This is a genomic window from Luedemannella helvata (genome assembly GCF_039528415.1).
GTDB classification, from domain to species: domain Bacteria; phylum Actinomycetota; class Actinomycetes; order Mycobacteriales; family Micromonosporaceae; genus Luedemannella; species Luedemannella helvata.
This window is the reverse complement of the sequence record NZ_BAAALS010000002.1, coordinates 289,296-306,598: the sequence shown is the minus strand read 5'-3', so window position 1 is coordinate 306,598 and position 17,303 is coordinate 289,296. Positions and strand designations below refer to the sequence as shown.

Annotated in this window: 19 protein-coding genes; 10 read left to right on the top strand and 9 right to left on the bottom strand. The window is 71.8% G+C overall.

The features are described 5' to 3' along the window. The first annotated feature begins 56 nt into the window (after positions 1–56). Genes ABD191_RS03520 through ABD191_RS03495 form a run of 6 tightly spaced genes read left to right on the top strand, consistent with a single transcriptional unit; the run spans position 57 to position 4,239 of the window. On the top strand, positions 57–1,013 hold the full coding sequence (locus ABD191_RS03520) for an SDR family oxidoreductase (protein ID WP_344076699.1): 957 nt from the start codon (positions 57–59) through the stop codon (positions 1,011–1,013). A gap of 5 nt (positions 1,014–1,018) precedes the next feature. Further along, a complete protein-coding gene (locus ABD191_RS03515; RefSeq protein WP_344076697.1) occupies positions 1,019–1,522 on the top strand; it encodes an FAS1-like dehydratase domain-containing protein in 504 nt (167 codons plus the stop codon). Then, positions 1,522–1,938 carry a MaoC family dehydratase gene (locus tag ABD191_RS03510; RefSeq protein WP_344076782.1) on the top strand — a complete coding sequence of 139 codons (417 nt, stop codon included), beginning with the start codon at positions 1,522–1,524 and terminating at the stop codon, positions 1,936–1,938. The genes ABD191_RS03515 and ABD191_RS03510 overlap by 1 nt, the downstream gene beginning before the upstream one ends. Continuing rightward, positions 1,923–2,297: a Zn-ribbon domain-containing OB-fold protein gene (locus tag ABD191_RS03505; RefSeq protein WP_344076695.1), complete on the top strand. Its 375-nt coding sequence runs from the start codon at positions 1,923–1,925 to the stop codon at positions 2,295–2,297. Before ABD191_RS03510 ends, ABD191_RS03505 begins: the two co-directional genes overlap by 16 nt. Further along, positions 2,294–3,460 (top strand): acetyl-CoA acetyltransferase, encoded by a 1,167-nt coding sequence (locus ABD191_RS03500; protein ID WP_344076693.1) that lies wholly within the window; start codon positions 2,294–2,296, stop codon positions 3,458–3,460. Before ABD191_RS03505 ends, ABD191_RS03500 begins: the two co-directional genes overlap by 4 nt. A gap of 8 nt (positions 3,461–3,468) precedes the next feature. Further along, positions 3,469–4,239, top strand: coding sequence for an enoyl-CoA hydratase/isomerase family protein (locus ABD191_RS03495; RefSeq protein ID WP_344076691.1), 771 nt, complete (start codon positions 3,469–3,471; stop codon positions 4,237–4,239). Positions 4,240–4,244: 5 nt separating this feature from the next. On the opposite strand, the gene ABD191_RS03490 is transcribed toward ABD191_RS03495, so the two are convergent. From ABD191_RS03490 to ABD191_RS03475, 4 genes are read right to left on the bottom strand one after another with little or no spacing between them, the layout of a single operon-like run. Beyond that, on the bottom strand, positions 4,245–5,489 hold the full coding sequence (locus ABD191_RS03490; protein ID WP_344076688.1) for an MFS transporter: 1,245 nt from the start codon (positions 5,487–5,489) through the stop codon (positions 4,245–4,247). A 12-nt stretch (positions 5,490–5,501) separates the two neighbouring features. Then, positions 5,502–6,308 (bottom strand): enoyl-CoA hydratase/isomerase family protein, encoded by an 807-nt coding sequence (locus tag ABD191_RS03485; RefSeq protein WP_344076686.1) that lies wholly within the window; start codon positions 6,306–6,308, stop codon positions 5,502–5,504. Positions 6,309–6,356: 48 nt separating this feature from the next. Next, entirely contained in the window at positions 6,357–7,103 is a 747-nt protein-coding gene (locus tag ABD191_RS03480; RefSeq protein WP_344076684.1) for an SDR family NAD(P)-dependent oxidoreductase, read from the bottom strand. Beyond that, positions 7,093–7,716 (bottom strand): TetR/AcrR family transcriptional regulator, encoded by a 624-nt coding sequence (locus ABD191_RS03475; protein ID WP_344076682.1) that lies wholly within the window; start codon positions 7,714–7,716, stop codon positions 7,093–7,095. Before ABD191_RS03475 ends, ABD191_RS03480 begins: the two co-directional genes overlap by 11 nt. Before the next feature lie 151 nt (positions 7,717–7,867). Here ABD191_RS03475 and ABD191_RS03470 point away from each other — a divergent pair, with 151 nt between their 5' ends. Both ABD191_RS03470 and ABD191_RS03465 read left to right on the top strand, forming a co-directional pair. Continuing rightward, positions 7,868–9,364, top strand: a complete 1,497-nt coding sequence (locus ABD191_RS03470) for a class I adenylate-forming enzyme family protein (RefSeq protein WP_344076680.1) — start codon at positions 7,868–7,870, stop codon at positions 9,362–9,364. Continuing rightward, positions 9,361–10,347: an SMP-30/gluconolactonase/LRE family protein gene (locus ABD191_RS03465; protein ID WP_344076678.1), complete on the top strand. Its 987-nt coding sequence runs from the start codon at positions 9,361–9,363 to the stop codon at positions 10,345–10,347. The genes ABD191_RS03470 and ABD191_RS03465 overlap by 4 nt, the downstream gene beginning before the upstream one ends. Here the strand turns inward: ABD191_RS03465 and ABD191_RS03460 are convergent. The 3 genes from ABD191_RS03460 to ABD191_RS03450 are packed head-to-tail and all read right to left on the bottom strand — an operon-like array spanning position 10,329 to position 13,072. After that, positions 10,329–11,369 (bottom strand): TIGR03619 family F420-dependent LLM class oxidoreductase, encoded by a 1,041-nt coding sequence (locus ABD191_RS03460; RefSeq protein WP_344076676.1) that lies wholly within the window; start codon positions 11,367–11,369, stop codon positions 10,329–10,331. The two genes, ABD191_RS03465 and ABD191_RS03460, sit on opposite strands and share 19 nt — an antisense overlap. A 15-nt stretch (positions 11,370–11,384) precedes the next feature. Beyond that, on the bottom strand, positions 11,385–12,260 hold the full coding sequence (locus ABD191_RS03455; RefSeq protein WP_344076674.1) for an ABC transporter permease: 876 nt from the start codon (positions 12,258–12,260) through the stop codon (positions 11,385–11,387). Continuing rightward, positions 12,260–13,072, bottom strand: a complete 813-nt coding sequence (locus tag ABD191_RS03450) for an ABC transporter ATP-binding protein (protein ID WP_344076672.1) — start codon at positions 13,070–13,072, stop codon at positions 12,260–12,262. Before ABD191_RS03450 ends, ABD191_RS03455 begins: the two co-directional genes overlap by 1 nt. A gap of 333 nt (positions 13,073–13,405) precedes the next feature. Here ABD191_RS03450 and ABD191_RS03445 point away from each other — a divergent pair, with 333 nt between their 5' ends. Next, positions 13,406–14,146, top strand: coding sequence for an enoyl-CoA hydratase/isomerase family protein (locus ABD191_RS03445; RefSeq protein WP_344076670.1), 741 nt, complete (start codon positions 13,406–13,408; stop codon positions 14,144–14,146). Continuing rightward, on the top strand, positions 14,143–14,817 hold the full coding sequence (locus tag ABD191_RS03440; protein WP_344076668.1) for an EthD family reductase: 675 nt from the start codon (positions 14,143–14,145) through the stop codon (positions 14,815–14,817). The genes ABD191_RS03445 and ABD191_RS03440 overlap by 4 nt, the downstream gene beginning before the upstream one ends. Here ABD191_RS03440 and ABD191_RS03435 read toward each other — a convergent pair. Further along, positions 14,789–16,015: a CaiB/BaiF CoA transferase family protein gene (locus tag ABD191_RS03435; RefSeq protein WP_344076665.1), complete on the bottom strand. Its 1,227-nt coding sequence runs from the start codon at positions 16,013–16,015 to the stop codon at positions 14,789–14,791. The two genes, ABD191_RS03440 and ABD191_RS03435, sit on opposite strands and share 29 nt — an antisense overlap. After that, a complete protein-coding gene (locus tag ABD191_RS03430) occupies positions 16,008–17,234 on the bottom strand; it encodes an acetyl-CoA C-acetyltransferase (RefSeq protein ID WP_344076663.1) in 1,227 nt (408 codons plus the stop codon). The genes ABD191_RS03435 and ABD191_RS03430 overlap by 8 nt, the downstream gene beginning before the upstream one ends. Between the last annotated feature and the right edge of the window lie 69 nt (positions 17,235–17,303).

Below are 17,303 nucleotides of genomic sequence, written 5' to 3'. Positions count from 1 at the left end.
CGATGCTTCGATGACCCCAGGCTAAATGAGCTAAATGATTTGACTGGGAGAGCGCCATGGAACGTCGCAGCCCCATGGAACGTCGCTGTGTCGGGAAGGTCGTCATCGTCACCGGAGCCGGCCGTGGCATCGGCCGTGGCGAGGCCCTCGAGTTCGCCCGCCACGGGGCGCGCGTCGTCGTCAACGACTACGGCGTGGACGTTCACGGCCAGGGGCCGACGTCGGAGGCCGCCAACGCGGTCGTCGAGGAGATCCGGGCCATGGGCGGCGAGGCCGTAGCCAACGCGGACGACGTCTCGGACCCGGCCGGCGCGGAGCGGCTCATCGCGACGGCGCTCGACACCTGGGGACAGCTCGACGTGCTCGTCAACAACGCCGGCATCCTGCGCGACCGCACGCTGGCCAACATGTCCGTCGACGAGTGGGACGACGTCATCCGGGTACACCTGCGGGGCACGTTCCTGACCATGCACCACGCCGCCGTGCACTGGAAGGCCCAGGCCAAGTCGGGGGCGGAGCAGGACGTGCGGGTCATCAACACCTCGTCGCACTCGGGGCTGATCGGCAACCCCGGGCAGTCCAACTACGGTGCGGCCAAGGCCGGCATCGCGGCTCTGACCATCATCGCCGCGCAGGAACTCCAACGGTACGGGGTCGCGGTGAACGCGATCTCGCCGACCGCGCTGAGCCGGATGACCGAGGACCGGCCGTTCGCCCAGAAGTACGTGGACCTGCCCGAGGACACCTTCAACGCCATCGCGCCCGGGAACGTGGCGCCCATGGTGACCTGGCTCGGTACCGATGCCGCCCGCGGCATCACCGGGCGGGTCTTCTTCGTCGCGGGCGGCCAGGTGGCGGTCGCCGAGCCGTGGCAGGAAGGACCGAAGGCGGACAAGGGTGCGCGCTGGGAGGTGGCCGAACTCGACGACGTCGTCCCCGACCTGCTGGCCCGCGCCCGGTACCAGGGCTGGTCGAAGCCGAAGGTCGCCCCCGACGCGCCGGCCAAGGTGTGAGCCCGGTGACGTCCTGGACCTTCCCCGTCGAAGCTGGCCACGTCACCATGTTCGCCCGCGCCATCGGCGACCCGAACCCCGCGTTCGAGCCGCCGTCGGCCGAAACCGCGATCACCGCCGTCCCGCCCACCTTCGCCATCGCGGCCGCCCAGTTCCAACCGGGTTACCCGATGCGGCCGACGCCCGAACAACCGTGGTTCGGCTCGGCCAGCACTCCCGGAACGCCCCGGCGGGCCCTCGGCAACGGCGAGGACACCGGCGGGTCGAAGGGAACCGGCTTCCACGCCGAGGAGCACTTCGAGTACCTGGCCCCGGTCCGGCCCGGTCAACGCCTCTCGGCGCGCACGGACTGGGGTCGGACCTGGCACAAGCAGGGCAGCCGCGGCGGCCGGCTGACCTTCATCGAAAAGATCACCGAGTTCCGCGACGAGGACGGCACGCTGGTCATCCGGGAGCGCAGCGTGTACGTGCGCACCGAGCGTACGGTCGGCGACGAGGAGCGTGGGTGATGCTCAACGCGGCCGATCTGCGGGTCGGGCAGGAGTTCTCGGCGGTGGTCGTCGAGGACCTCACCCGGACCCAGCTCGTCATGTACGCCGGCGCGTCGGGTGACTACAACCCGCTGCACACGGACGAGGTCTACGCGACGCGGGTCGCCGGGTACCGCACGGTGTTCGCCCACGGCATGCTCACGATGGGCATGGCCGGCCGCATGCTCACCGACCTGGTCGGTGTCGACGCGTTGCTGGCCTTCGGCGGGCGCTTCCGCTCCCAGGTCTGGCCCGGTGACACGCTCACCGTCACGGCCACGGTCACCGAGGCGGACACCGAGGGCGGGACCGCCGAACTCGATGTCGTGGTCCGCAACGCGACCGGGGAACCGGTGTTCACGGGATACGCGAGGACCCGATGCGCGACCTCGTGACCTCGCCCCACGTGGCCTACCGGGACGGGCTGGCCCGGGGCGTGCTGCTGTTCCAGCGGTGCGACGCCTGCTCGGCCGCCGTCTTTCCGCCCCGCGTCGTGTGCCCGTCGTGTGGCGGCGCGGACCTCAGCACCGAACAGAGCGCGGGCCTGGGCGAGGTCTACAGCACGACGGCCGTCGCGGCCAAAGACGGCGAGCCGTACGCCGTGTGCCTGATCGACCTCGACGAGGGCTTCCGCATGATGTCGACGGTCACCGGCGTGGCCGCCGCTGATGTGGAGATCGGGTCGCGGGTCACGCTCGTCGTCGAGGACGGCGACCCGCCCCGTCCCACCTTCGTCGGCGGGACCGGCCGATGACAATGTCGCTACGCGGTTCGACCGCGGTCGTCGGCGTCGCCGAGTCGGACCTCGGCCAGGTGGCCCCCGGCATCACCGCGATCGACCTCGCCGCCCAGGCGGCCGTGCGGGCCCTCGACGACGCCGGGTTGGGCACCCGCGACGTGGACGGGTTGTTCAGCGTGGTCAACGGCAAGCTGCTGCACACCGTCGACGTCGGCGAGTACCTCGGCATCCGGCCGCGCTTCACGGACAGCACCATGACCGGCGGCAGCGCGTTCGTCTCCATGCTGCTGCACGCCGCCATCGCGCTCACCGTGGGCGCCTGCGACGTCGCGCTCATCACCTACGGCAGCACGGCCCGCACCGACGCCAGGGCGGGCCGGCTGTACGGCGGACGCCCGGCCGACCAACCCGACTACGAGAGCGAGTTCCGGCCGCGCAGCCCCGTGACCGGGTACGCGCTCGCGGCCCGCCGCCACATGCACCAGTACGGCACGACGCGCGAACAACTGGCCGAGGTCGCCGTGGCCGCCCGGCAATGGGCGATGCTCAACCCCAGGGCGTACCGGCGGACCCCGATCACGGTCGAGGACGTGCTGGCCAGTCCGGTCATCTCCGCGCCCTTCGGCGCCCTCGACTGCTGCCTGGTGACCGACGGCGGAGGGGCGGCCGTCATGGTCCGGGCCGACCGGGCCGCCGACGCCCCCAAGCCGGCGGCGTACGTGCTCGGCGCGGCCGAAGCCCACTGGCACAAGTGGATCTCGCAGATGCCCGACCTGACGGTCACCGCGGCCCGGGAGTCGGGCGAGCGGGCGTTCCGGATGGCCGGCCTCAGTCCGTCCGACGTGGACGTCCTGCAGCTCTACGACGCCTTCACCATCAATCCGATCCTTTTTATCGAAGACCTCGGCTTCTGCGCCAAGGGCGAGGGCGGCGCCTTCGTCTCGGGGGGCCGGATCGCACCCGGCGGCGCGTACCCGGTCAACACCAACGGCGGAGGGCTGAGCTACTGCCACCCGGGCATGTACGGCATCTTCACGATCATCGAGTCGGTACGGCAGCTGCGTGGGGAGGCCGGCGACCGGCAGGTTCCCGGCGTGGAGGTCGCGCTCGCCCATGGCAACGGCGGTCAGCTGTCCAGCCAGGCGACGGCGATTTTCGGCAGCCGGGGCACCCTGTGACCGCCCGGGTGCGTACCGAACGGCGCGGCGAGGTCCTGGTCGTCACCCTCGACCGGCCCGATCGGCTCAACGCGCTGTCGCCGCTGATGGTCCAGCAGCTGGACGCGGCGTGGGACGAGGCGGCCGATCCGGCCGTGCGGGCCATGGTGCTCACCGGTGCCGGGCGCGGTTTCTGCGCCGGCGCGGATCTCGCGCCGGACCCCGACGAGGTGACCCTGCCGGTCACGACCGTGTTGAGGCGCTGCTACAACCCGATGCTGCTGCGTCTCGACGCGCTGGGAAAGCCGCTGGTCGCGGCCGTCAACGGAGCCGCGGCCGGCGCCGGCCTCGGACTGGCCTGCGCGGCGGACGTCCGCATCGCCGCCACGACGGCGACGTTCGTCCCCGCCTTCGCCCAGATCGGCGTGGCGCCGGACATGGGAGCGTCCTACCACCTGCCGCGCATTCTCGGCTACGAGCGGGCGCTCGTGTGGGTGCTGCGCGGCGAACGGTGGTCGGCCGACCGGGCGCTCGCCGAGGGACTGGTGCGCGCGGTCGTCGAGCCCGACGACCTCGTGCCCGAGGCGGTCGCGCTCGCCCAGAGCCTGGCCGCGACCACACCCACCGCGGTACGGGTCACCCGCGCCCTGTTCCGGGCCGCCGCCTCAGCGAGCCTGGCTGAGCACCTCGACCGGGAGGACCGCCTGCAGGCCGAGGCGCTGGCCGACCCGCTGCGGGCGCAGTTGCGGGCGGCGACCGTCGCCCGCGTCACCGAGCGTCGCCCGGACACGGCCGGGTAGCGGGCTCAGCCCGCCAGCCCCACGTCCGGCTCGTGCCGGGTACCGGCGGCGAAGGCGATCGCGGCGCCGCCCACCAGTACGCCCGCGATGATGAGGCCCGCCCGGACCGACCAGGCGTCGGTGACCAGTCCGAGGGAGACGCTCGCCAGCGGTCGCGAGCCGACGAAGCCGACCATCCACAGTGCCATCACCCGCCCGCGCAGGTGCACCGGCGCCCGTTGCTGGATGTGGGTGCTCAGCGACGCCATCCCGACTCCGAAGCCGCAGCCGGCGACGACGAAGGCGACCACCGCGACCAGCTCGTGCCGGGCCAGTCCGGCCCCGGCCAACCCGGCCGCGAGCAGCACCAGACCGGCCAGCGACAGGGTGCGCTGTTCAAGCCAGCGCAGCGCCAGGAGAAGGACCAGCAGGCCGGCCGCGGCCCCGCACCCGAAGGCGAAGGTGAGGGGTCCGACCAGCGCGACATCCCCGGTGAGCAGGCTCGACAAGGCCGGGGCCAGGGTGATGGACGGGTCCGACCCGAAGCCGAGGATGGTGACCGCCAGCAGGGCCAGGCCGAGCACGCGGTCGTTGCGCAGGTGCCGTACGGCGGCCCAGACCCGCCGGTCGGAGCGCGGCGGCGGCGCCTCGGGAGGGGGGAAACGGGCCACCAGCACGAACAGCGCGAACACCGCGTGGGTGGCCGCGCTGGACGCGAAGGCGGGGGCCGGTCCGATCCGGGTCGCCACGATCGCGCCGACGGCCGGTCCGGCGATGCGGGCGACCATCATCGGCAGCGTGTTGAGGGTCATCGCCCGCGGCAGCTCCTCCGGGGTGACGATCGCCGGCACGATCGACTGCATCGCCGGCCCGCCGATCGAGAAGCCGATGCCGACCAGCAGCGACCCCACCAGGACGGGGACGGCCACCGCCCACCCCCGCAGCTGGTCGTCCAGCAGCAGCCACACCGCCACGGAGGCGGAGCCGACCACGCAGCAGATCCGCCCGAGCAGGATCTGGAAGGTGGGCGAGCCGGTGTCGGCCCATCGGCCCGTCAGCGGGGTGAGGGCCAGTTGGGGGCCGAACTGCGCGACCGTCACCAGCGCGACGGCCGCCGCCGACCCGGTCGCCTCGAAGACCACGACGGCCGCCACGATGCTGTGGATGAAAACGCCGAACGACGTGAGCAGCTTGCCCCAGAACAACGCGCCGAAGGTCCGGTCGGTGAGCAGCCGACCGATGGTCCGGTTCGGCAGCGGCTCATCCACCATCGGGGCGCGTCGTCATGACGCGGCCCAGCGGGGCTCGCGTTTCTCGGCGAAGGCCCGCATTCCCTCGTGGTAGTCGGGGTGCTGCAACTGGTGCTGCAGGACGTACCGGTAGGCGACGTCATGCGAGGCGGCCAGACCGACGTCGAGGCTGGTCCACATGGCCCGGATCGAGGCCTGGGTCGTGCCCGGCGAGAGCTTGGCGATCTGCAGGGCGATCTCTCGGGCCCGGGACTGCAGGCGGTCAGCCGGCACGACCTCGTTGACGAGACCGATCTGGTACGCCCGCTGCGCGCTGATCCGCCCGTCCTTGGTCATCAGGGCCAGCTGCATGACCATCGAGATCGGCATGCGGCGCAGCAGCACCGTGGGCTCCATGGCGAACACGTTGCCGACCATGAGATGCGTGTCGATGAGCTCCGCGTGCTCGGCGGCGATGATCAGATCGGAGTCCGCGACCTGGTGCAGCCCGCCGCCGACGACCATCCCGTTCAACGCGCAGATGACCGGTTTCCAGACCTGGTGATGCAACCGCGACCCGGGGACCTTGTTACGGATGCCCTTCTCGGACGTGGCGCGGATGTCCTGGCCGGCGCAGAAGGCGCGGTCCCCGGCCCCGGTGATGATGGCGACGCGGATGTTCTCGTCCTGCCGGATCCTGGCCCAGGCCACACCCAGTTCGGTGCGGGCGGTGTCGTCGGTGGCGTTGAGGCGCTCCGGGCGGTTCAGGGTGATCGTCGCGACGTGGTCGGTGACGTCGAACAGGATGCGTTCCAGCTCGGTTGTTCCGGTCGGGTTGAGGTCGTCGACGGTGACAGCCATCGGGACTCCTTTCGGGCGATCGGTGAGCGGTGAGGTCTCGCGTCCGTCTCAGGCGATCCACTGCCCGCCGGAGACGGACAGCAGCTGGCCGGTGACGTGGGAGGCGGCGTCGGAGCAGAGGAAGGCGACCACCCCGGCCACGTCGGCCGGCGTGCCGATCCGGCCGGTCAGGGTGCTGGCGGCCATCTCGGCCAGCTCGTCCGGGGTCTTGCGGGACAGGAGCCAGGGGGATCCGATGGTGCCCACGACGACTGTGTTGACCCGTACGCCGAATGGGCCGAGCTGGACGGCCATCAGCCGGCCCAGGCCCTCGACGCCGGCCTTGGCCGCGGCGTAGGCCGGCGGTCCGGTGCGCACGCCGTGCGCGGAGATGGAACTGATGTTGACGATGGCGCCGGTGCCCTGCTCGACCATGGACCGCGCCGCGACCTGCGAGACGATGAAGGTGCCCTTCAGGTTGACGTCGACGATGCGGTCCCAGTCCTCGTCGGTCTGGTCGAGAAACCGCGCGGGCAGCGTCATGCCCGCGTTGTTGACCAGGGCACGCACCGGGCCGGCCGTGGCGCTGAACGTTCCGAGCGCGGACGTGACGGCCGACCGGTCGGTGATCGAGGCCGTCAGGGGGACCAGCAGTCCGGCTTCGGCCTCCGCCAGCGCCTGCGAGGAGGCGATGGCCTTGGGGTTCACGTCGAGGACGCCGACCCGCCAGCCCTGGCTGATCAGCTCGAGCGCGATCGTGCGTCCGATGCTGCGCGCGCCGCCGGTGACGATCGCGGCCGGCCGGTCAGGTTCCATGTGCGTTCAGGCCTTCCATCAGTTCGGCTTCGACGCGGTCGAGGGTCGGTCGGAGCAGCTCCACCGAGGTCATGATCATTTCGGTGAGGTCGTCCTGGCAGCCGCGCGCGAGCCAGGCCTCGATCGTGGCCCGGTTGGTGCTGTTCACGATGGACGCGGCGATGCGCGGACGCGGGTCCGTGCGCGCGTCCACGCCGTAGCGGGCGGCCACCTCGTCGGTCACCTTGTCGATCCACTTCTCGTTGATCGAGAGCATGCGTGAGCGCAGCGCGGGGGCCTTTCCGTACATGCGGGCCCGGGCGGGGAACACCTCGCCCTGGTCGAGGATCGACGTGGCCACCGCACCCGCGACCGCGGTGAGCGACTCGGCCAACGACTTGTCCCGCATCGTGCGCAGGACGTTGATGGCCGCTTCGAGTCGCTCGGACTGCTGGTCGAAGAGGATCTCCTCTTTGTCGGGGAAGTGATGAAACAGCGTCCGCGGCGCCACGCCGGCCCGCGCCGCGATCTGGTCGGTCGTCGTCTCCTCGAAGCCCTGCTGCTCGAACAGGGCCAGGGCCGCGTCGATGAGCGCCTGACGGTTGCGCTGCCCGCGAACGCGCCGCAGGTCCACGTGGCCTCCGTTCGATCCGCGGGACTCGTTATGTGACAAGCCCTGCGGCCTTGTTGACCTTCCTTCCGGCATGCTGACATAGTACTTGCAGTTAACGCAACTACTTGTCCGGTGAACGCGGGGCACCGGTCCCCGGCGAGGGAAGGACGCGGTGAGCGAACAGAGCGACCTGGCCGACCGCATCCGGGCGGTGCTGGCTATCGACCCCGACGCCCCAGCCGTCGAGTACCACGGAACCTGGTACGACTGGCGCAGCCTGGCCACCGTCGCCGTGGACGTCGAACGGCGCCTTCGCGCCCTCGACACCCCGGGCATCGCGGTGGGCGTGGTCCTGCGCAACGACCCGGCGATCGTCGGGGCCGTGCTCGGCGTGCTGCTCGCCGGCGGCTGCGTGGTGACCATCAGCGCGCATCAGGGTGACGCCGGCCTGGAGCACGACCTGAAGACGCTCCTTCCGCCGGTGGTTGTCGCACTGCGCCGGGACTGGGACCGGGACGGGGCGCGCGCCGCCGCGGCGGGCGCGCTCGGGCTGCGCGTCGGCCCGGGCGACGCCACGGCGGTCGGCGTCGAGATCGGCGAGCCGGACGGCGCGGTGGCCGCCGGTCGACGGCCACCACGGCCCGAGGTCGCCATCGAGATGCTGACGAGCGGTACGACCGGCCCGCCGAAGCGGGTGCCCCTCGGCTACCGGGCGCTCGGCCGGGCGATCTTCGCCGCCGGCCGGCACTACTCGTCCGGATCGGCACAGGTACGGCTGGGCACCGGCGTGGCCATCATCAGCTCGCCCATGGTGCACATGTCGGGCCTGTTCCGTACCGTGCTCAACATCTGCCAGGGGCGGCGCATCGCCCTGATGGACCGCTTCCAGGTGGCCGAGTTCGCCGGACTCGTGCAGCGGCACCGCCCGAAGGCGGTCAGCCTCGTGCCCGCCGCCCTCGCCATGGTCCTCGACGCCGACGTGCCGGCGGCGGTCTTCGACAGCGTGAAGGTCGTGACCGCGGGCACGTCGCACCTGCCGGTGGACCTCCAGCGGCGCTTCGAGGAGCGCTACCAGGTGGCGGTGATGCCCTCCTACGGGGCGACCGAGTTCGCCGGCGGCGTCGCGGGCTGGAACCTTCCGCTCTACCGCGAATGGGGAGACCGCAAGAGGGGCAGCGTCGGGCGGCCCCAGGGTGGCCGCGAACTGCGGGTCGTCACCGAGGACGGTGAGCCGCTGCCGGCCGGCGAACGCGGCCTGCTCGAGGTGCGGACCTCGGGTGACGCGTCGTGGGTGCGTACCACCGACCTGGCCCACATCGATGAGGACGGGTTCCTGTTCATCGACGGCCGGGCCGACGACGTCATCATCCGTGGTGGATTCAAGATCACGCCGGCCACCATCGTCGACGTGCTGCGGCAGCATCCGGCCGTACGCGACGCGGGCGTCGTCGGCATCCCGGACGCCCGGCTCGGGGCGGTACCCGTGGCGGCGGTGGAGCTGGTGACGCCCGACGCGGCGACCGAGGAGGACCTGATCGCGTTCGTCCGCGGCCGGCTCACCGGTTACCAGGTTCCGGTGCGGGTCGTGCCCGTGGACGCGCTGCCGCGCACCGACTCGCTCAAGGTGAGCCAGCCCATGCTCCGGACCCTGCTGCAGGACCTGACATGACGGTCGGGGTCGTGCTGACCGAGCTGGCGGCCGGCCTGGGCTTTCCCGAATCGCCGCTGGCGCTGGCGGACGGCTCGGTGCTGGTCAGCGAACTGTCCGCCGGGCGGGTCAGCCGCGTGGCCGATGCAAGAACGGAGGTCTACGCCGACCTCGGCGGTGGACCGAACGGGCTCCTGGCCGAGGGCGCGGACCTGCTGGTCTGCCAGAACGGCGGGGCGTCCTGGGCCGAGGTCGCCTGGCCCTTCGACCTGCCGGGCGCGGTGCGGCTGCGCCTTCCGCACGGCCCCCCGCAACGGCCGGTGCCGCCGGCCGTGCTGCGGGTGGCGCAAGACGGCGCCGTGTCCACGGTGGCCACCGAGTTCACGACGGCCACCGGCCAGGTGCGTCCCCTGAGCCGGCCGAGTGACATCTGCTCGGACGGCCAGGGCGGCTTCTACCTCACCGACGCCGGTGCCACCCGCGACCGCCGACGCGAACTCATGGGGCTGCTGCACGGGCGGCCGGACGGGACCGTCACCGAGATCCTGTACCCCCTGGAGATGCCCAACGGTGTCGCGCTGGCCCCCGACGGCCGCACGCTGTACCTCACCGAGACCCGTACCCGCCGGGTCTGGCGCGTCTCCCTCGACGGGCCCGGCCAGGTGGGCGCGGTGCACGGGTTCGCCACCGTCGAGAGCGGTGGCCCGATGAACTTCGGCGGCGCCGATGGCGTCTGCGTGGATCCCAGCGGCTACGTCGTCGTGGCGACCCTGGGCTCGGCCGGGCTGTCCGTCTACGACCCGGCCGGACGACTGCGGCTGTGGATCCCGACCGGCGATCCGATGACCACCAACGCCACCGTCGACCGGTACGGCGACCGCCTGGTCGCGTCGCTGGCCTCCACCGGCCGGCTGGTCGCCGTCGAGCGATGGAGCGAGGTCCTAACAGCCGTCCGGGCCGGCGGAGCGACCGCCGCCGTGCCGGCTCAGGTGACCTGGCGCTGAGCGTCGTCGGCCCGGCCGGCCGGTCGCGGTCCGCTCCCGCCGCGCAACGCGGGCAGCACCTCGCGGGCCAGTAGCCGCAGCCACGCCAGCTCGGCCTCGGCGGTCGCCATGCGGGCCGACACCTTGAGGTGGTGGACGCCGGCGCCGGCGTAGGCGCGCAGGCTGGCGACGATCTCCTCCGGCCGTTCGGACACGCCCACGCCCTGCGCCGCCGCCCCGTGCTTCGCGACGGCGTCGCTGACGATGGCGAACCGGCGCAGATCGGCGCGGGGCGAGAAGTCGACATTGGCGTGCAACCGCAGGGTGGCCGGGTCGCGGCCGTGGCGGCGGGCGGTCTCCCGTACGGTCGCGAAGCCGGCGGCCAGCTCGGCCGGCGTGATCCGCGACGCGATCCAGCCATGGCCCAGGCGACCGGCACGATCGAGCGCGCTCGCGCTGTGGCCACCGACGAGGATGGGCGGCCCGCCCGGCCGGGCCGGTCGGGGGCGTACGTCGATCTCTTCGACGTCGTAGAACGTCCCGTGGAACGTGAGGTAGTCGCCCGGCTCGCTCCACATGCGACGGAGAAGCTCGAGATGCTCGTCCATGCGGGCACCGCGCCGGTCCCACGGCATCTGCAGCGCCTCGGCCTCCTCCCGCAGCCAGCCGGCGCCCACGCCGAACCACAACCGCCCGTCGCAGTACGCGTCCAGGCTGGCCAGCATCGCGGCGTTGAGCAGCGGGTGGCGCAGCGGAAGGACGGCGACGCTGGTGCCGAGTTTCACCCGCCGCGTCACGGCCGCGACGTAGGCGAGCGTCGTCAGGCACTCGAGGTTGCCGCCGAGGACGGCCGACAGCGCGCCGTCCTCGGGGGGTCGACCGCCCGCGAGCGTGTAGGCCGACCGTATCCGGCGCGGCACCGCGACATGATCGGCCGCCCACAGCCCGTCGAAGCCCAGCTCCTCAGCGGCCTGCGCAAAGTCGCGTACGAACGACGGTGTCGCGTGCTCACCCAGGTGGGGCAGCTGAAGCCCGACCTCCATCGCGGTCGTCGGCTCTCAGTCCTTGTTGCTCGGCGACCACGGGATGACCAGGCGGGCCACGGTCCGGATCACCAGAGCGAGCGAGAATCCGAGCAGTGCCACGGTCACGATGCCGACGTACATCTGGTCGGCCACGAACAGCGACCACGAGTGCCAGATGCGGTAGCCGATGCCGGCGTCGCCGTTGACGAACTCGATGCCGACCACGATCAGGACCGCGTTGCCGATCGCCAGCCGCAGCCCCGTGAAGATGCGGGGGAGCACCGCGGGCAGGGTGACGTTGGCGAATCGATCCCAGCCGCGCACACCGAAGGACTGTGCCGCCTCGATGTAGCCCTCGGGGATGTCCGAGACCGCCTCGATGGTCGAGATCCACATGATGAAGAAGACACCGATGCCGACCAGGATCATCTTCGGGGTCTCGCCGAGGCCGAAGATGAGCAGCAGCAGTGGCAGGATGGCGAGCTTGGGGACCGTGTAGAGCGCGTTGAACAGCGGCTCGAACCCCGCCCGGATCGGCCAGGACAGCGCCAGCAGAACGCCGGTCGTCACCCCGACGACGACACCACCGGCGAAGCCGATGAGCAGGGCCCGCAGGGTCGTCCACACATCGCTGAACAGCGTGCCGTCAGCGATCATGCGCTGGGCTGTGGTGACGATCTGGGAGGGTGCGGGGAAGAACCGGGTGTCGATGAGACCCTGTGCGGCGCACAGCTGCCAGAGGCTGATGAGCACGATGGGTACGCCGATGCCGAGCGTGCGGGAGATGCGTCGGCGTTTGCGCGCGAAGCCGACCGGGTCGAGCTCGGCCCCGCTCGGCACGACCGCGCAGGCGGCGCGGGCGTTCGCCTCGGTGCTCCGGGCAGCCGTCCGCTGTTCGGTACTGGTCATCAGGCCACCTCGCGCTGGTTGTCGTCCATGGCGCCAGCGGGTTCGCCGCCCGGTGCGCGCCGCACCTCCGCCCGCAGCTGGGCCCAGATGCGCTCCTCAAGGGCACTGAACTCGGCCGTGCCGCGGATGTCGGGGGTTCTGGGTCGCTCAAAGGGGACGCGGTAGTCGCCGATGATCCGGCCGGGGCGGGCCGACATGACGACGATCCGGTCGCCCAGCAGGATCGCCTCGTCAAGGCTGTGTGTTACGAAGACGACCGTCCGCGAGTTCTCCTGCCAGATGGCCAGCAGTTCCTCCTGCAGCAGGCGGCGCAGCTGCGCGTCGAGGGCCGCGAAAGGCTCGTCCATGAGCAGGACCTCCGGCTCGACGACCATCGCCCGGGCGATCGACACGCGCTGGCGCATGCCGCCCGACAGGTTGCCCGGGTAGGTCTTCGCGAAGTCGGTGAGGCCCATCCGCTCCAGCCAGTGCGCGACGCGTCGCCGGGCCTCCTCCTTGCCGACACCTCGGGGTCGCAGGCCGAAGGCCACGTTCTGTTCGACGGTCTTCCACGGGAAGATGCCGTAGTCCTGGAAGACCATCGCGGTCGGCCACGGCACCGGGCGTTGCGTCTCGATCTCGACGAGGCCGGAGGTGGGCCGGTGCAGGTTGGCGATCATCCGCAACAGCGTGGATTTGCCGCAGCCGGACGGCCCGACCAGGCAGACGAACTCGCCGTCCATGACGTCGAGGTCCACGCCCTCGAGTGCGGTGACGGCGTGGGTGGTGCCGTACACCTTTCCGACGTCCCGGATCCGGATCTTCTCGTCCACACGATCTCCCTGTTGCCTGCCACGTCGGCGGTCGAGGCGCCATCTGGATAAATCATTCAACCAATTGTTCTGGCGTGCAGCGTAACCCGGCCGAAAAGAGCGCGCAATGGTCGCGCCATGCCGGCCCGGGCCGGCTGGCCGCCACGGTGTCTGCGGCCCGGCGCGCGGCGCGGTCCGCCTCCCGGGGCGGCCGAGGGCTCCAGGCCCGTCCCGCGGTGGGCTCCGATCGCGGCGGTCCCATCGGTGGTTGACGAATCAGTTGGTTAACCTGAATGATCTGGATAATCTAAGGAGATGTCAGGCTCCGATCAAGAGCGTGGTCCGGTCGAGTTGGTGCGACGCGAGCGTCACGACGGCGTCCTCGTGCTGACCCTCAACCGTCCCGAGCGCCGCAACGCCCTCGTCCACGAGTCGTGGACCGCCCTCATCGCCCGTATGGCCGATGTGGACGACGACCCCACGATCCGCGCCGTCGTCATCACCGGGGCCGGCGGCTTCTTCAGCGCGGGCGGCGACCTCAAGATCCCGCCCACGTACGGCAGCGGTCCCCTGGCACCGGCCGGCCGGGTCGAGCGGGCCCAGGAGGCGCTCGCTCGCATCCGTCAGGCCCGGGTCCCGGTCGTGGCCGCCGTCGAGGGCGCGGCCGTGGGGTTGGGGTGGAGCCTGTCTCTCGCCTGCGATCTCGTCGTGGCCGCGCGCGACGCGTGGTTCTCGGCGCCGTTCGTCGAACGGGCCGTCGTGCCGGACGGGGGTCTGGCCCGGCGTCTCACTGAACTCCTGGGCCGGCACCGGGCCGCACGCGCTCTCTTCCTGGGTGAGCGGATCGGCGCCGAGGAAGCGTGGGCGCTCGGGCTGGTGAGCAGTGTGGTCGAGCCGGGTGGCGCCCTCGCGTCCGCGGTGGCGACGGCCGAGACGCTCAGCGGCCGCGACGCCGGCGCCCTGGAACTCACCAAGCGCCTGCTGGTCGCCGCGGAGTCCGCGTCCGAGGAGTCGTTCGCCGCCCTCGAACTGGCGACCGCGGTGGTCGCGCAGTACGGTCCGGCCGCGGCTGCCGCCCGGGACGGGTTCCGGTGAGGCACGCCGCGCCGCCGGGCCGGTGCAAGCTCATCAGCGTCCACGTCGGACCGGACACGGTCCAGCGGCACGAGGCCGACACGCGGGACGGGCCCGCGTCGCTGGCCCTTCGGCGGACGGTCAGTCCGGCCGATGTGAGCCCGGCCGATTGTGGCTGGCCGCAGCCGGCCGACTACCCGCGCTTCGCCGCCGTCGAGGAGAACTGGTTCGCCTCGCCCGAAGACCTCCACGCGAGCGTGGCGGCGCGGATGCCCCGCGAGGGCCCAGCTGTATGGCACTACCACGTGGAGGAGCACGTTCGTCGCGACGAGCGACCGGCCTTCCCCATCGGCCAGCGGGTGCCCGGCGTCAAGGAGATCTTCCTCCTGACCCGGCCCGCGGGGCGCACCCGGTCCGAGTTCGCGGCGCACTGGCTCGATGTCCACCATCCGCTGGCGCTGCGCCATCACGTCGGCATGTGGAAGTACGTGCAGAACCTCGTCGTCGCCCGCTTCGGCGAGGCCGGGCTGCCCTTCGACGGTGTCGCCGAACTGCACTACCCGACGGTGGCGGACGCGCGGGAGCGGCGCTACGGCAGCGAGGAAGGGCGGGCGGCGATTGCCGCCGACCGCCCCCACTTCGTCGGCGGGTCCGTCGGTCTGTTCACCGGCGAGGTGTGTCGGCGGCGGTGACCGGGGCCGCCCCGATCGCGCCGCTCGCCCGGAGCCGGGCCAGGTCATCGGCGCTGAAACCCAGCTCGCCGAGAACGGCGTCGGTGTGCTCGCCGAGGGCCGGAACCGGCCTCATCGGTGCCTCCCAGCCCTGGAAGACCGGGGGCGGCAGGGTCGCGACGATCTCGCCGACCGGGGTCTGGACCGTCCGCCACCGACCACGCTGGGTCAACTGTTCGTGCTCAAGGACGCCGAGCGGGGTGTTGTACCGGGCGTTGCCGATGCCCGCCCGGTCGGCGGCCTGCTGGATCTCCGCGATCGTGCGCGCGCGACACCACTGCCCGATCAACGCGTCGAGTTCCTCGCGAGCGCTGACGCGGCCGGCGTTGGTGCGGTACTTCTCTGCGGTCCCCAGCTCAGGCTGTCCGATCATGGCAGCCAGCCGCGTCCACTCGCCGTCGTTGGTCGTGCCGAGGACGACGGTTTCGCCGTCGGCCGTCTCGTACGCGCTGTACGGAGCGACCGCCGGTGAGCCCATCCCGACCGGAACCTGGTTGGTGCCGGTGTAGCGGGCATGGTTGAGGGCGAAGCTCATGAGTTCCACCATCGAGTCGAACATGCTGACCGACGCGGACGCGATCCGGCCGGTGCGGCCCCGGTCATGCAGCGCGGCGAGGATCGTGATGACACCGTAGAGGCCGGTGCAGGCGTCAGCCATCGGGGGACCCGGTTTGGCCGGCGCGTCGGCCCAGCCGGTAATGGCGCAGGCGCCGCTCTCGGCCTGGATCAGCAGGTCGTAGGCGCGCTTGTGCGCGAGTGGTCCGCCCTCGCCGTAGCCGGAGATCTCCAGCGTGATCAGGTGCGGGTGGCGGGACCGGAGCATGGCGGGGGAGAGGCCCAGCCGGGTCGTCGCGCCGGGCCCGAGGTTGCTGACCAGGACGTCGGCCTTCTCCAGGAGCCGATGCAGGATCTCGCTGCCCGACTCGTGCTTGAGGTTGAGCGTCACCGACTCCTTGCCGCGGGCGAGCCACACGAAATGCGACCCGAGACCGTTGACGCTGTCGTCGTAGCCCCGCGTGAAGTCCCCACCGGTCGGTTCTTCGATCTTGATGACCCGCGCCCCGAGGTCGGCAAGGGTCCGCGTGCACAGCGGCGCCGACACCGCCTGCTCAATCGCCACCACGGTCACGCCGGCCAGCATGCCCTCGCCGTCAGTCATTGGTGATCCGTTCGAGGACCGCGGCCAGGCCCTGCCCGCCCCCGATGCACATCGTGACCAGTCCGTAGCGCCCACCGCGGCGGCCCAGCTCGCGGGCCAGGGCACCCACCATGCGACCCCCGGTGGCGCCCACCGGATGGCCGAGCGAGATCCCCGATCCATGCACGTTGGTGCGCTCCAGGTCGGCTGGACCGAAGCCCCACGCGCGGTACACGGCCAGGGCCTGCGCGGCGAAGGCCTCATTCATCTCGATCACATCCATGTCGGCCAGTGTGAGGCCGGCCGCGCCGAGCGCCCGTTCGGAGGCGGCGACCGGGCCGAGGCCCATGACGTCGGGTGCCACGCCGGCCGCCGCCCACGTGACGATGCGCGCCAGGGGAGCCAGGCCGCGCCGCTCGGCAAGCTCGCGGGTGGTGACCAGGCACATCGCGGCCGCGTCGTTCTGGCCGCTCGCGTTGCCGGCGGTAACCGTGGCCTCGGGATCGGACGCGCGCAGGATCGGGCGTAGGGCGGCGAGTTTCTCCATGGAGGCCGCCGGGCGTGGATGCTCGTCGGTGTCGACGGTCCTCGTCTCGCGTCCGGTCGTCACCTCGATCGGGACGATCTCCTCCGCGAAGACGCCGGATGCCTGGGCCGCGACCGCTCGCCGGTGTGATTCCAGGGCCAACTCGTCCTGCTCCGCCCGGGTGATGGCGTAGCGGCGGCGAAGGTTCTCGGCGGTTTCGAGCATGCCGCCCGGCACCGGGTGGTTCACGCCGCCCGCGGTGACCCGGCCGCGGGCGAGTCCGTCGTGCAGGGCCAGGCTGTCACGCCGCGTGCCCCAGCGCAGCTCGGTGGAGTAGAACGCGACATTGCTCATGCTCTCCACGCCACCGGCGACGACCGTGTCCATGGCGCCGGTGCCGACGTACAGTGCCGCGTCGATAACGGCCTGCAGGCCCGAGCCGCACCGGCGGTCGACCTGGTAGCCCGGCACCGAGACCGGCAGGCCGGCGTCCAGGGCGACCACCCTGCCGATGGCGGGGGCCTCGCTGTTGGGATAGCAATGGCCGAGGACGACATCGTCGACATCCGCCCCGTCGACTCCCGTGCGCTCGAGGAGCGCGGTCAGCGTGGCGACGCCGAGCGCGGTGGCCGACACGTCGCGGAGGCTGCCGCCATATGAGCCGATGGGCGTCCGTACGGGCTCGCAGATGACTGCGTCACGGCTTGAGGTCATCGGACCGCCGCCCTCCCCTTCTCTGGTGACCGACTGCGAGGAGCCTACTGCAAACCTAGTTGAATTATA

What these genes read in the sequence shown, in the direction of transcription:
- ABD191_RS03480 (WP_344076684.1), bottom strand. Translation starts at nt 7,103, where the DNA reads ATGGAACCTGACCGGCCGGCCGCGATCGTCACCGGCGGCGCGCGCAGC.
- ABD191_RS03435 (WP_344076665.1), bottom strand. Translation starts at nt 16,015, where the DNA reads ATGACTGACGGCGAGGGCATGCTGGCCGGCGTGACCGTGGTGGCGATT.
- ABD191_RS03500 (WP_344076693.1), top strand. Translation starts at nt 2,294, where the DNA reads ATGACAATGTCGCTACGCGGTTCGACCGCGGTCGTCGGCGTCGCCGAG.
- ABD191_RS03520 (WP_344076699.1), top strand. Translation starts at nt 57, where the DNA reads ATGGAACGTCGCAGCCCCATGGAACGTCGCTGTGTCGGGAAGGTCGTC.
- ABD191_RS03430 (WP_344076663.1), bottom strand. Translation starts at nt 17,234, where the DNA reads ATGACCTCAAGCCGTGACGCAGTCATCTGCGAGCCCGTACGGACGCCC.
- ABD191_RS03465 (WP_344076678.1), top strand. Translation starts at nt 9,361, where the DNA reads ATGACGGTCGGGGTCGTGCTGACCGAGCTGGCGGCCGGCCTGGGCTTT.
- ABD191_RS03505 (WP_344076695.1), top strand. Translation starts at nt 1,923, where the DNA reads ATGCGCGACCTCGTGACCTCGCCCCACGTGGCCTACCGGGACGGGCTG.
- ABD191_RS03485 (WP_344076686.1), bottom strand. Translation starts at nt 6,308, where the DNA reads ATGGCTGTCACCGTCGACGACCTCAACCCGACCGGAACAACCGAGCTG.
- ABD191_RS03510 (WP_344076782.1), top strand. Translation starts at nt 1,522, where the DNA reads ATGCTCAACGCGGCCGATCTGCGGGTCGGGCAGGAGTTCTCGGCGGTG.
- ABD191_RS03490 (WP_344076688.1), bottom strand. Translation starts at nt 5,489, where the DNA reads ATGGTGGATGAGCCGCTGCCGAACCGGACCATCGGTCGGCTGCTCACC.
- ABD191_RS03460 (WP_344076676.1), bottom strand. Translation starts at nt 11,369, where the DNA reads ATGGAGGTCGGGCTTCAGCTGCCCCACCTGGGTGAGCACGCGACACCG.
- ABD191_RS03455 (WP_344076674.1), bottom strand. Translation starts at nt 12,260, where the DNA reads ATGACCAGTACCGAACAGCGGACGGCTGCCCGGAGCACCGAGGCGAAC.